At 60.4% G+C, this 12,862-nt stretch carries 14 protein-coding genes; 4 read left to right on the forward strand and 10 right to left on the reverse strand.

Going from position 1 to position 12,862, the window contains the following annotated elements; genetic code table 11:
• Positions 1–14 precede the first annotated feature (14 nt).
• On the reverse strand, positions 15–650 hold the full coding sequence (locus tag FHX76_RS01055; RefSeq protein WP_167146751.1) for a hypothetical protein: 636 nt from the start codon (positions 648–650) through the stop codon (positions 15–17).
• A gap of 213 nt (positions 651–863) precedes the next feature.
• Between FHX76_RS01055 and FHX76_RS01060 the strand changes: the two genes are divergently transcribed.
• Complete coding sequence (locus FHX76_RS01060) at positions 864–1,229, forward strand: twin-arginine translocase TatA/TatE family subunit (RefSeq protein ID WP_167146754.1); 366 nt, start codon at positions 864–866, stop codon at positions 1,227–1,229.
• Positions 1,230–1,301: 72 nt separating this feature from the next.
• On the opposite strand, the gene FHX76_RS01065 is transcribed toward FHX76_RS01060, so the two are convergent.
• From FHX76_RS01065 to FHX76_RS01075, 3 genes are read right to left on the reverse strand one after another with little or no spacing between them, the layout of a single operon-like run.
• Complete coding sequence (locus FHX76_RS01065; RefSeq protein WP_167146756.1) at positions 1,302–2,465, reverse strand: Mrp/NBP35 family ATP-binding protein; 1,164 nt, start codon at positions 2,463–2,465, stop codon at positions 1,302–1,304.
• A 1-nt stretch (position 2,466) separates the two neighbouring features.
• A complete protein-coding gene (locus tag FHX76_RS01070; RefSeq protein ID WP_167146759.1) occupies positions 2,467–3,027 on the reverse strand; it encodes a DUF1003 domain-containing protein in 561 nt (186 codons plus the stop codon).
• Positions 3,027–4,319: a magnesium transporter MgtE N-terminal domain-containing protein gene (locus FHX76_RS01075; protein ID WP_167146762.1), complete on the reverse strand. Its 1,293-nt coding sequence runs from the start codon at positions 4,317–4,319 to the stop codon at positions 3,027–3,029. Before FHX76_RS01075 ends, FHX76_RS01070 begins: the two co-directional genes overlap by 1 nt.
• Positions 4,320–4,443: 124 nt before the next feature.
• On the opposite strand from FHX76_RS01075, the gene FHX76_RS01080 reads away from it, so the two are divergent.
• Positions 4,444–4,944: a YflT domain-containing protein gene (locus tag FHX76_RS01080; protein WP_167146765.1), complete on the forward strand. Its 501-nt coding sequence runs from the start codon at positions 4,444–4,446 to the stop codon at positions 4,942–4,944.
• A gap of 86 nt (positions 4,945–5,030) precedes the next feature.
• On the opposite strand, the gene FHX76_RS01085 is transcribed toward FHX76_RS01080, so the two are convergent.
• A complete protein-coding gene (locus FHX76_RS01085) occupies positions 5,031–6,464 on the reverse strand; it encodes an aminopeptidase P family protein (RefSeq protein WP_167146768.1) in 1,434 nt (477 codons plus the stop codon).
• A gap of 18 nt (positions 6,465–6,482) precedes the next feature.
• On the reverse strand, positions 6,483–7,472 hold the full coding sequence (locus FHX76_RS01090; protein WP_167146771.1) for an endonuclease/exonuclease/phosphatase family protein: 990 nt from the start codon (positions 7,470–7,472) through the stop codon (positions 6,483–6,485).
• Between the two features lie 170 nt (positions 7,473–7,642).
• Here FHX76_RS01090 and FHX76_RS01095 point away from each other — a divergent pair, with 170 nt between their 5' ends.
• On the forward strand, positions 7,643–8,512 hold the full coding sequence (locus FHX76_RS01095; RefSeq protein WP_167146774.1) for a PHP domain-containing protein: 870 nt from the start codon (positions 7,643–7,645) through the stop codon (positions 8,510–8,512).
• 38 nt (positions 8,513–8,550) lie between these two features.
• Here FHX76_RS01095 and FHX76_RS01100 read toward each other — a convergent pair whose 3' ends face one another.
• Together FHX76_RS01100 and FHX76_RS01105 are read right to left on the reverse strand one after the other, a co-directional pair.
• Entirely contained in the window at positions 8,551–9,603 is a 1,053-nt protein-coding gene (locus tag FHX76_RS01100) for a DUF6882 domain-containing protein (RefSeq protein ID WP_167146776.1), read from the reverse strand.
• Between the two features lie 179 nt (positions 9,604–9,782).
• On the reverse strand, positions 9,783–11,222 hold the full coding sequence (locus tag FHX76_RS01105; protein ID WP_167150204.1) for a DEAD/DEAH box helicase: 1,440 nt from the start codon (positions 11,220–11,222) through the stop codon (positions 9,783–9,785).
• A gap of 165 nt (positions 11,223–11,387) precedes the next feature.
• Between FHX76_RS01105 and FHX76_RS01110 the strand changes: the two genes are divergently transcribed.
• A complete protein-coding gene (locus FHX76_RS01110) occupies positions 11,388–12,107 on the forward strand; it encodes a ferritin-like fold-containing protein (protein ID WP_167146779.1) in 720 nt (239 codons plus the stop codon).
• Between the two features lie 196 nt (positions 12,108–12,303).
• Here FHX76_RS01110 and FHX76_RS01115 read toward each other — a convergent pair whose 3' ends face one another.
• Both FHX76_RS01115 and FHX76_RS01120 read right to left on the reverse strand, forming a co-directional pair.
• Entirely contained in the window at positions 12,304–12,600 is a 297-nt protein-coding gene (locus tag FHX76_RS01115; RefSeq protein ID WP_167146782.1) for a hypothetical protein, read from the reverse strand.
• Positions 12,601–12,602: 2 nt separating this feature from the next.
• A complete protein-coding gene (locus FHX76_RS01120) occupies positions 12,603–12,827 on the reverse strand; it encodes a DUF3107 family protein (RefSeq protein ID WP_167146785.1) in 225 nt (74 codons plus the stop codon).
• Positions 12,828–12,862: the final 35 nt, after the last annotated feature.

The raw sequence follows: 12,862 nt of genomic DNA on the forward strand, positions 1-12,862 counted from the left end.
ACGGGGCGCCAACGCTAGGAGGTATTGGCAGCTGACATGGCCGTCAGCGTCATCCCGAGGCTGACGTTCTGTTTGTCGAACCTGTATGGGGTGTTGTTGTCGAGATAAATATCGACGGTAATTGAATGCGAGACTCCTGGCAGCAAGAGCGGCGTTGAGCTAGTTGTGAGGGAGTTAAATTCGGTGAGCGTCACGCCTGTAGCGATGTTTGCGCCGTTGTCGAGGCGAACATTGAAGCGAAGATAGGGATACGTCTCTTGGCAAGCTGAGTTGCACGTGTAAGCGGGGGCGAAGGATGGCGTCACATATCCGGACGAACCTCCCGCTTGAAGTCTGTAGGTCAGCGAAACCGTTGTGAGTTCGGCAAACCCAGGGATGCCAACGGGAAAGGCTGCGCCACTGGCCTGATAGAGGTTGACGGCTTCTTTTTCTGAGGCGGTCTTGCGCCACTCGCCCAATTGTTCTTGAACCTCAACGACAAATGGTGCGGAGCCGAGCCCTTCGAGGGTGCTGCTGGCTAGGCCAGCCGCTGCTTTATCAGCGTATGCTGACTGGCTTGTGCCTATTTGCTGAACTCCCCAGAGTCCAGCAAAGAGGAGCGGAACCATGCAGAGCGCGAGTAGTCGTCGCCGTCCGAGGCTCGTTTTCATAGCGGGGTTTTCCTTTGAGTGTCCAGTGGCTGCAAGGTTGGCGTACCGATTCGTGCAGGCTCTCCAAAGTAATATGACGTAGGGTATCTATATTTTGGTGGCGTGTGAGAATGAAACATTACATAGGTATGTAGAAAAAATTCCATGGATGCGTTGGATTTGAGCCACTGGGCGCCGAACCCGCTGCCCGCCAAAACGTATTACTCTAGAACAATGGGCCTGACGTTCGAGAAGCTGCTGGTGATCGGTGTGATCGCCGTTTTTCTGCTCGGTCCCGATCGTCTTCCGGAATATGCTGCTAAGTTCGCTCGACTCATTAAATCGCTGCGCAACATGGCCGATGGGGCCAAGGATCGCATGCGCGATGAGATGGGTCCCGAGTTCGACGAGGTTGACTGGAAAAAGCTCGATCCTCGCCAGTACGACCCACGACGTATCATCCGTGATGCCCTGCTCGATGACCCTGCCGCACCGGCCGCCGCCGCGACAGCCGCAGCAACAACGACCCGGCTGCGCAGCCCAGACCCGTTGGTCATCGACCCAGACGCTCCGCTGCGTTTTGACTCGGAAGCTACCTAGTAACCTGCGCGGTTCAACGTCAGTTCGCGGCAAGCATCAGCCGCCTACCCCGTCTGGGCCGTAGCAAGGCGGCTAGGCGAACGGAAGCTTTCTGCCAGCGAGGCCCCTGCCCTGGTTGAGCAGCTGCGTGGCGACCTCGCGAATGGCGACGGAGGCCGCATCCGCAGGGTTGGCAAGCACAACTGGCGCACCTGAGTCGCCGCCCTCCCTGAGTGGGATGCTGAGGGGGACGCTCGCGAGTAAAGGAACCACTCTGCCTCCGTCGCGACCGACCCGGTCCTCCGAGAGGCGACGAGCGACTTCTTCGCCACCGCCAGAACCAAAGATCTCAAGCAGCGTTCCGTCTGGGGCGATCACGCCTGCCATATTCTCAACAACGCCAACGACCGTTTGGCCCGTTTGTCGCGCAACGATGCCGGATCGTTCCGCAACCTCGGCAGCCGCCGGTTGAGGGGTCGTCACCACAAGCACTTCCGCCTGCGGCAGCAATTGGCCAACGGAGATGGCGACGTCGCCCGTGCCCGGAGGAAGGTCAAGCAGGAGCACATCGAGATCACCAAAAAACACGTCGGTAAGGAACTGCTGGATGGTACGGTGCAACATCGGTCCGCGCCACGAAACCGCGCGAGAAGCCGCATCGGTTCCCTCAAGAAACATCCCGATTGAGATCACTTTTACCCCGTGGGCGACGGGGGGAAGGATCATCCCGCCAACGCGCGTTGGTTTGAGGGTGTTTCCCTCGTCATCCACGAGGCCAAGGATGCCTGGGATCGAGAAACCAAAAACGTCGGCATCCACGATGCCAACGGCGAGGCCTCGCGCCGCGAGCTCAACGGCAAGGTTTGCGGTAAGCGTTGATTTACCAACGCCGCCTTTTCCGCTCGTTACCGCAATGATGCGCGTGAGGCTGGTTGGCCCAAATTGAGGCGTCTTCTTTTTTCCAGCCCCAAGCTTCTCGATGAGGGCGTTTCGCTCGTCCGCCGTCATCACGGTGACCGTGATCTTGGCATCGTCAACGCCTGAAACCCCGAGCACGGACTTGGTCACGTCGCGCTCAATTGCGCGCGCAGCGGGGCAGCCGACGATGGTGAGTTTGATTGTGACCGAAGCAACCGCACCGTCAACCGACACGTCGCCAACCATGTCAAGATCGGTAATGGGTTTTCTGATCTCTGGGTCGATGACAGCGCTGAGAGCTTGGCGAATCGACTCCGGTGTTGCCGGTGATGTGGCCATGCTACTCGGCAGTATTCTTCGCCGCAGACCCGTCCGTCTGCGTCTCCGCCTGACGTGCTGCAGCGAGTTTGGCATCGTGCTCCGCAAGGATGGCGCGCATCTCTGACCTGATGAAATCCTTGCCGGCGAGGTCTTCGAGTGCGAGTCGGAGCGCAACGACCTCGCGGGCAAGGTACTCGGTGTCGGCAAGCGTGCGCTCGGCCCGCTGGCGGTCCTGCTCCATTTGCACGCGTTCGCGGTCGTCCTGGCGGTTCTGCGCGAGCAAAATCATGGGTGCGGCGTACGAAGCCTGCAACGAGAGGATGAGCGTGAGTGCCGTGAACCCGAGCGCGGCGGAGTCGAAGCGCGCCGATTCCGGACCGTACGTGTTCCACATGAGCCAGGCCATGCAGAAGAGCGTGAGGCCGAGCAAAAACCAGGGCGTTCCCATGGCGCGGGCGATGCCCTCCGTCCATCGGCCGAAGGATTCGCTGCCGGACACGTTTCGCTGAGGTGCCGTGCGACGCCGGCCAGCGCGAACGGGGGAGTCAAAGCTGTTCTGTGCGCGAGGCGACCGTGCCACTACAGCACCCCCTTGTGTGTTGGAGCGTTTTTCGGAACCGAGCTACTGTGCAGGTCATCGTCTGCCTCATGACTTCGCCAGTCATCGGGAAGTAGGTGGTCAAGCACATCGTCGACCGTCACAACGCCGACTAAGTGATCGTCAGCATCCACGACGGGAACTGACACCAGGTTGTAGCTCGCAAGGATGCGGGAGACCTCGGCCGCTGATGTGTCGACCCTCACCTCAAGACCCTCGTCGATGAGTCCGCCGAGGCGCTCGTGCGGTGGGTAACGAAGCATGCGCTGGAAGTGCACAATGCCAAGAAGCTTGCCAGTTGGTGTCTCGTAGGGAGGGAGCGTCACACAGACCGCCGCGGCCATCGCCGGCGCGAGCTCGTGCTTGCGGATGAGCGCAAGGCCTTCAGCGACGGTCGCCTCTGCCGAAACCACGATCGGATCTGGGCTCATGAGTCCACCGGCCGTGTCGTGGCCATACGTGAGCAACATGCGCACGTCTTCGGCCTCCTCCGGCTCCATGAGGGTCAACAGGTGCTCACCCTCTGCCTGCGGGAGCTGCGCGATCAGGTCGGCCGCATCATCCGGTTGCATGTTATCGAGCACGTCTGCGGAGCGGTTGTCACCGAGGGCAGCAAGGATGACAAGCTGATCCGTTTCGGCCATTTCTTCGAGGACATCGGCAAGTCGGTTGTCTGGCAGCTCGCCAACGACCGCAAGCATCCGCTCCTGCGGAAGATCGAGTAGCGTGTTTGCGAGGTCTGCTGGTTTCAGATCGGAATACGTCGCGATGAGGTGCTCTGCAGACTGCGCCTGGCCAGGGAGGTTGCGCTCTCGCACCTCAGACCATTTGGCAAACGACGTGCTTCCCCTGCTAAACGGAGACGCCCCCGGCTTTGGCCTTCGGATGAATAGCTCGCTGATTTCCCACGTACCTGCGCGATTCTTTTCGATCGCAACATCCTCGATGGAGCCTTCTCCACTGCCGTCAACGTAATCAACCGGACGCCCGATCATCTCGGAGATGATGCGCACTTCGCCGCCGCGTTGCTCGAAGCGGCGCACATTGATGAGCCCCGTCGTGATGACCTGGCCAGAGCCAATCGATGTAATACGTCCAATTGACACAAACACCCGCTTGCGGCCAGGAATCTCAACGACCAGACCAACCACCCGCGGGGAACCAGATTTTCGGTACACCACAATGACGTCGCGCACTCGGCCGACTCGGTCTCCGACCGGGTCAAACACACCGCATCCGGCCAGGCGGCCAACGAAAACTCTGGAGGTACTCACCCCTCTAACTTACCTTCACCTGCTGGGTGATGCGGCCGCATCCTCAACCCGTTGCGAGACGCCTCATCACGGGTCGTTCATAACGACCGGTGCGGCGGACACAGCCCCGTGCCAGAATGGAGGTATGAGCACACCATCACCCGCGAGTCCACGCGCCGCAACACGCTTTCCTGAACTGCCAAAGGGTGAGGTGGTGACATCACACGAGACCTATCAGCAGGCCCAGCACGATGTTGATCGCCTCGCTCGCGCAGACTTTGCCGTCAGTCATGTCTCGATCGTTGGCAGCGATATCAAGAGCGTCGAACGAGTCACCGGCCGCCTGAGCTACGGAAAAGTTGCACTCATGGGTGCCCTTTCCGGTGCCTACATGGGTCTGTTCTTCGGGCTCATCCTCTTCCTCTTCCAGCCAGAAAACTCATCCATCTGGTCCGTGTTCCTTGCCGCCATTATCATCGGTGCAGGATTCGGCATGCTGTTCGGGGTTCTTTCGTACTCCATGAACCGCAACCGCCGCGACTTCTCCTCGGTCATGCAGATGGTCGCCTCACGCTACGACGTCGTTGTTGATCCCGATCTTGCGCATAAGGCACGCAACATCCTGCAGTCCCCAGAGCAGCAGTAGCCTCAGGCAGAACGCCAGACAACACACAGCAGCGCCCCGAACCGTTCCGGTCCGGGGCGCTGCTGTGTGTTGCGAGAGAACAGGCGTTAGGCGTGTTTTGCCATCCACGCCTCAACATCATCTGCAGTTCGAGGAATATTGATCGACAGGTTCTCTGCGCCGGACTCCGTGACTAGGATGTCGTCCTCGATCCGAACGCCGATGCCGCGGAACTGCTCGGGGACGGTCAGGTCATCTGGCTGGAAGTAAAGCCCCGGCTCGATCGTAAAGACCATGCCAGCCTCAAGGGTGCCATCGAGGTACAGGTCGCGGCGTGCCTGCGCGCAGTCGTGCACGTCAATGCCGAGATGGTGGCTTGTGCCGTGCACCATGTAACGCCTGTGGTACTGCGTCTGTGGGTTCAGCGTCTCTTCGAGGCTTACCGGAAGGAATCCCCACTCGGACGTATGCCTGGCGATCACGGCCATAGCCGTCTCGTGCACCTCACGGAACTTGATGCCTGGGCGGACGATAGCGAAGGCGGCATCCGCAGCCTCTCGTACTGCCTCGTAGACCTCGCGCTGTGTAGGCGTGAACGTGCCATTGACGGGCAGCGTGCGAGTGATGTCGGCCGTGTAGAGGCTGTCGAGCTCAATGCCAGCGTCGATGAGGATGAGGTCACCAGGCGTGACGGGGCCGTCGTTGGTGGTCCAGTGCAGGATGCAGGCGTGGGAGCCACTCGCCGCGATGGTGTCGTAACCGACCGTGTTGCCGTCGAGGCGCGCGCGGGCGTTAAAGACTCCCTCAACAATGCGTTCGCCGCGGTGGTGCTCAGACGCACGGCCGATCTCGCTGATGATGTCGTCGAAGCCGCGTCCGGTTGCGTCGACAGCCTGGCGCATCTGTTCGACCTCGTACTCGTCCTTCACAAGCCGCAGCTCGGAGAGGTCCCTGTTCAGCGCATCGTTTCCGAGGGTGAGGTCGTCGTCGGAAGCAACAAAATCGGAGAGGTCTCGTGTGTTCACGCCGAGGTCAGCGGCGACCTGCGCAAGCGATGGGCGGGGCCCAATCCAGAACTCGCCAATTTCGGGGTTTGCGTAGAACTCCTCGGAGTCGCGTCCAGCACGCTCGCGGAAGTACAGGGTGACATCGTGTCCTTCGCCAGCAGGCTCGAAAACAAGAACAGAGCCTGGCTCGGCATCCGAACCCCAGCCCGTCAGGTGGCTGAACGCGGAATGTGCGCGGTAGGCGTAGAACGTATCGTTTGAGCGCTGCTTCATGTCGCCGGCGCGGATGACCAGGCGCTTGCCTTGGTACCGCAGCGACAGTGCTGCTCGGCGTTTCGCGGCAAAGGGTGCCTGTTCGCGCGGCTCTGGAAGGGGCGATGCGGAATCGGCCCAGTCGGTCATGATGTAGGAGCCAAATGCGCTCGAGGTTGGCGTTGTGGAGCGGTTGCTGTTGTCGATTACAACGGCAGCCTCAGCCAGCGGGTCTGCGACTGGCGTTGTGGCGTCGCTTGATGATGCGGTGGAAGAAGTCATGCATCTATTGTGCCACCGTTAGCGGCGGGAAAGCTGCGCAACAATGGGGCGATGGTCGCTTCCGGCGTCATCGAAGCTCTGAATAACATTCATGCCGGTCGCTTTCCACTCGGAGGTGTACAGCACGTGGTCGATTGGAGCGCCGAGCAGCGACGGGATGCTGCTTGGCCACGTTCCGAAGGCGGCGTTGCCGGTCTCGAGCGCGGCATCCGAACACTTGCTGTCGGCGGGGAAATGATCAACCGTTGCGTTAAAGTCCCCGGCGAGGATGGTGTTTGGCCGTGCACACTGCTGCTCAACCCAGGCGAGGTCGTCGCGCCACGGCTGCATCGTTTCGAGCATTGGCGCAATGGCGTGTACCGCGACGATGGTTGGGAGGGCCGTGTCGCTCGTTGGTGTGGCCACAAACGAGGGAAGCGACGTGCCTTCCGTCTTCGATTCTGTGATTGCGTAGTTTCCAATGGATACGTCAATCAGCAACCCGGTTGAACGGGCTCGATAGACGCTATCAAACGCGACGTGATGTACCGCCATGGTTGGACCGCCAAGCGCGGCAATGCGGGCCGCAACCTGATTACTGATGACCTCGGTCGTTTCGGGAAGGGACAACACACGCAGGTTATTGTCGACGGCAAACGCCGCGATGTCATCCGCGTCAACGGAGTCGCCAAGCGTATTCCACGACCCAACGGTGATGTCGGTTGGGGCAGGCTCCGCAAACGCCGTGTTGCCAGCGCCCCGCGTCACAATGATGGCGGTGTTTGCGATGGTGAACAGCATAAGGATGACGATGAGCGCCGAGAGGAAGCCGCGGATCGGTTTGATGAGCAGCGAAAGCAAGACGCTCAGAATGACAAGAGCGACGGCGGCAGCGACGCCAAGGCCTCGCAAAGAAACGGCCTGAGCAAACGGGAAGAGCAACTCGAAGTTTGCCACTTGTGGCCACACGGAAAGCACGCCGGCCGCGAGGAGTACCAGCAAAATGATCGCAGCGATAAGTCTTCCCATAACGTTTCCCGAGCCTAGGGCAGCCGTCTGGACAAACGCCGATGGCGCGCTGCCGGGGTGTCGGCTCGTTCACCACTGTGAGCGGCGGGAACGCTCGTCGCAACGGCGTTCGGCCAACACAATCCACAACGGATGCCGGGAGTTTGAGGTCTCGGGGATAGCATGGGGGGATGGCCACAGTTACGCCGGATGCAACGGGGCAAGACCCGATTGGTCGGTACGATCTCCACACGCACTCAGTCATCTCAGATGGCACGCTCACCCCAGCGGAGATTGTGCGGGAGGCCGCAGGCATCGGCCTTGCCGGACTTGCCCTCACCGATCACGACACGGCAGCCGGATGGCCAGAGGCTGCTGCGGTCGCCTTAGAACACGGACTCGACTTCATTCCAGGCATGGAGCTCACCACCAAAACGCAGGGATTTGCTGTTCATCTGCTGGCATACTTCATCGACCCGCATAACGCGACCCTACTGAGCGTGACCGAACGCATTCGCACCGATCGAGACCGCAGGGCGCGTGCCATGGTTGAACTGCTCTCGGCGGATATCGATTTTTCCTGGGACGACGTTATCTCGGCGATTTCTGACGGTGCGACTGTTGGGCGGCCGCATATCGCTGATGCGCTGGTCACTCGGGGTTTTTACCACGACAGGGGTGCGGCCTTCGCAGATGTGCTTCACCCCGGGAGCAAATACTACGTGCCTAATTATGCGGTCGACACGGTCGAGGCTGTTGAACTGGTCAGGGCCGCCGGGGGACTGCCAGTACTCGCGCATCCTGCCGCAACGCGTCAGCGCGCGCCAATGCCGGTCGAGCGGATGAAGCTGCTCGCTGACCGTGGCCTCTACGGCATTGAACTTGACCACCCGGAGAATCGCAGGGAATGGCTCCCTCCGCTTCGGGCTGAGGCGGATCGGCTTGGGCTGGTTGTGACCGGTTCAAGCGACTACCACGGGGCCGGCAAAGAGAACCGTCTTGGTGAGTGCACCACGTCTGCAACGACGGTTGCGCAGATGAAGCGCGACGCGGGACTCTGAGGGTACGTCCTCGTCGGCTCAGCCCAGGGAGCGGTTTTTTATTTGCCGAACAGTCGTCCGAAGAATCCCTTACCGCGGGCCTCTTCCGAGGCCGATGCCGAGCCTGGCTGGATGACCGGCTGAGCAGGCGCCAAATGTGACAGTGTTGGCATCGAACGAGGCTGACGGGCAGCCTCAGCAGCTGGCGGATTGGCTGGCCGAGTTGGCGAGGCCCCTGCTTGGGACGGTGCAGCTGCTGGCGATTCGACCGTTGAGGGCTGAGGGGCCGGAGCCTCTGAGCGAGACACGTTCTGGACGGACGACGCTGCCGCATCGGCCGCGGCCGATGAAGGTTGTCCAAGGTTTTCCGCGCGAGCAGGCCCGGTTGGAGGGGTAGTGCCCTGATGCTGAGCCTCAACCCGTTCGATCGGCGCTGCAGTGACCACCGAACGGATGTGCCCGTGGTCGTCGAGGGCAACAACAACAGTGCCGTTTGAGGCCCGCAACTCGGCGATGCTCGGCTGTGGCCAAGTAATTGCAACACCGCGGCGCTTGGCGTAGGCGTTGAGTGCCCTCGTCGCGTCGGTTACCGTTGTGGTCGCGATGCCATGGCCAAGAGCGAGAGTGATCGAATCTGTTGTGGGCTCGGCGAGTTCAACGCCTGAACTGTCAAGCAGCATCCACAGGGACGTGCCGTGCGCAGCGGTTGCGACAACGTGAATGTACTGACCTGACAGCGTTTTTGCGGCGAGCGTGTTACGGAGCGCCTGATCTGACGCAGTCGAAGCGGCCGCATCGCGGGAGTTGAGCGCGGAAATTCCAAAGATCTTGCCCTGAGTGCGTACGCCCTTTGCCGTCGCGAGCATACTCGCGGGAAACAGAAACGTGCGGTCCCAACCCCAGCGCCACGGCTGCCCAGCTGCGGCGACCGAACCAATAAGGTGCGGGCGGAACGACTGTTTATTTGATCCAAAAAACACAAATTCGGGGACCGTGGTATCAACACGCCAGTCGCTCGAACCCCACCGCTGCTGAACGGTTGACTGGTACTCCGCCGACAAGAAAATAGCGTCGTCTACCAGATCGTTCAGTGTTGGTGCTTGGTGTGCCACGGATTCCGCCTTTAGAAACTGACGGTCAAAAACCGCCACTGTTGATGTTGTTCAGAGTATCAGCGCTGAGGCCATCAGCGATGCAAAAGGTTGAGCAATAATGCGCCGGGAGTGAACACGAGGGCTCCCGCACCAATGGTGGGGAGCCCTCGCAGGTTCAACGAATCAACCGGATGAGCCTATTCGGTTGGTGCCGAGTGGATAGCGCCCTCACCAGTGCTGCTGTGGTTGCGGCGACGGCGACGGCGGGTACGGTTAGGCGCGGCCTCTCCGGCAGCAGTAGGGGCTGGCTCGGTGACCACGGTTTCGGTCCCGGCTGCGTCGGTGGATGCTGGGCGCCTCGTGCGCTCTCGGGTGCCGCCGTTGCGTGAGCCAGACGAACGACCACCGGACGAGCGCGAGTTGTCGCGTGAGCCGCGACCGCCATCGCGTGAGCCGCCCTCACGAGGAGTGTGCTCCTTGATCGGCGTTGGCTTGAGGCGGCCCTTCGAGCCCTCTGGAATGTTCAGATCGCTGTACAGGTGTGGCGACGAAGAGTATGTCTCGGTTGGTTCTGGCTGACCAAATTCGAGGGCATTGTTGATGAGGGCCCACTTGTGCAGGTCATCCCAGTCAACAAAGGTCACGGCGATGCCGGTGCGGCCGGCGCGGCCGGTGCGGCCAACGCGGTGCAGGTAGGTCTTCTCGTCTTCTGGGATGGTGTGGTTGATGACGTGTGTGACATCATCAACGTCGATGCCGCGCGCGGCAACGTCGGTCGCGATAAGCACATCCTTCTTGCCAGCCTTGAAAGCGGCCATTGCGCGCTCGCGCTGGTCCTGGTTGAGGTCGCCGTGAACGGCTGCGGCGTTAAATCCGCGATCGTTGAGCTCCTCAACAAGCTTCGCTGCCGCGCGCTTGGTGCGCGTAAAGACAACCGTCTTGCCGCGGCCCTCTGCCATGAGGATGCGCGCGATGACCTCATCTTTATCGAGCTGGTGGGCCCGGTAGATGAGGTGCTCAATGTTGGCCTGGGTCAGGCCCTCATCTGGGTCTGACGCACGAATGTGGATGGGCTTCGACATGAAACGGCGAGCAAGGGCGATGATCGGCCCTGGCATGGTCGCCGAGAACAGCATGGTGTGGCGGCCCTCTGGCGTCTGCGAGAACAGCTTCTCGATGTCAGAGAGGAAGCCAAGGTCGAGCATCTTGTCGGCCTCGTCGAGCACCATCTCGCGCACGTTGCCGAGGTTGAGGAGGCGCTGTCCTGCGAGGTCGAGCAGACGGCCCGGCGTGCCGACAACAATCTGCGCGCCAGCCTTCAGCTGCTCGATTTGGCCCTCGTATGCCTTGCCGCCATAAATGGAGACAACGGTGGCACCACGGTTTGACGCGGCAAGCTCGATGTCTTCGGTTACCTGAACCGCGAGCTCGCGGGTGGGAACAACGATCAATGCCTGCACGCCGTGCTCGGGGTTTGCCCCGATGCGCTGAAGGAGGGGGAGACCAAAGCCGAGGGTCTTTCCGGTTCCCGTCTTGGCCTGACCAATGATGTCTTGGCCGGTCAGGGCGAGGGGGATGGTTTGTTCTTGAATGGGGAAGGACTCAATAATGCCCTTCGTAGCGAGGGCATCAACCATGTCTTGTTCGATGCCGAGCTCAGAAAATGTCTTCACAATTGCCTGTTCGATTTTGGTACTGGCTACGCCATTTTTTCATCTCAGGCGTAGGGTGGTCGCTCCGTTGGCGTTCCACATCTTTCCTAGTTTAGTTCCCGAGTATGTAAAGGTGGGTAAACTGGCGAGGTGTTTTCCTGGTTTCGACGTCGGCGTACATCGCCACCTGCATCACATCGACTGAGGTCGCGTGACGAGCAGAACCCTGCCGCAAAGGTAGATTTGGCCGAGCTGGCGCCCGGAATCATCCCGTATCTCGGCTTGGTTTCGTATCTGCAGCTTGAGGTCTATGAAGCAACTTCGCGTGCCGTCGCGTCAGCTCCTGATCTCGCCGCAAAAGAGATTCTCAGCAATGCTGCAGGCCTTGCACTCGATAAACACCAAGAATTTGCCGCAGAAATCCGTCGCCGCCACCGCGAACCTGCCGTGGTGATGGAGCCGTACACGCACACGATCGACCGCTACGTTGATCGGGTCGAGCCGGCAAATTGGAACGAACAATTGCTGCTCGTATACCTGGTTGGTGGGCTGTTTGATGAGTTCTTTGCGCAGCTTGCGAGCGGGCTTACCGACGGTTACGGGCCAAAGGCCGCCGACATCCTTCGCGGAGAATCCGGTCGCGCCGGAATCGCAACGCTGCTTGAACGGGCCATCCGGGACAACCCAAAAACCGGCGACCGCCTTGCGCTATGGGGCCGCCGCCTCGTCGGAGATTCGCTTCTTGTCGCTCGTTCCTCGCTCGTGCTGAGCGATAACACCGCAAGCGACGAAAAGAAGATCGAGCCTGTTTTTACCGAGCTCATTTCAACGCATATCAAGCGAATGGATGCCCTGGGGCTCACCGCGTAGTGTCCCTCCGCTCTTCGTGCGCGGCTGATGGCAGATTAGCTTGGTCGTGACGACACTCGTGCGCGGCTGCGTATGCGCATGTGTGGCCGCTCGGCGGCGCGAAGATATGGATATCGCAGCCCGAATACAGAAGCGGTGCTCGACCGCATGGTCGAGCACCGCTTCTGTGTCTCTGCTTGGCTGTTTCTCTTGCGAGTTAGACAGCCGCCCTCAGTAGCTCGTGATAGCGCTGTTCGGTGCGGAGCGTGCGGCGACGCGGCACGATAACCGCGTACAGCACGCAGGCGACGATCGTGGCGGCGATAGTGATCGCCCAAATCCAGAAACCGTCCCACTTCATGCCAGCAACCGTGAGGAGAACCCAAACTGCTGCTGAGGCGGCGGCACCGAGCGCAAGCTGCACTCCAAAACCGTACGTCTGGCGCCCTGGGACGGCATAGCGCACGATGAGCCCAATAACGAGTCCGATCAGGACAACAAAGATCAGTTCCATAACTAGCCCACAAATCCTACGCGGCGAGACTGGTCGCTGCCGATTTCAACGTAGGCGATGGATGCCGTTGGGATGAGAAACACCTTGCCCTTGGAATCGGTGAGCTTGACGACCATGCTGCCCGTTTCAAGTGCGAGGCCTACGGTCTTTTCGATGTCGGATGCCGACTCGCTCGACTCGAAGCTAACTTCACGAGGAGCGTTGATAATGCCAATACGGATTTCCACGGGGATCCCTTTCGTAACGGTGTACCCCAATAGAT

Origin of the sequence: Lysinibacter cavernae, assembly GCF_011758565.1 — a bacterium.
In the GTDB taxonomy this organism is placed as follows: Bacteria; Actinomycetota; Actinomycetes; order Actinomycetales; family Microbacteriaceae; genus Lysinibacter; species Lysinibacter cavernae.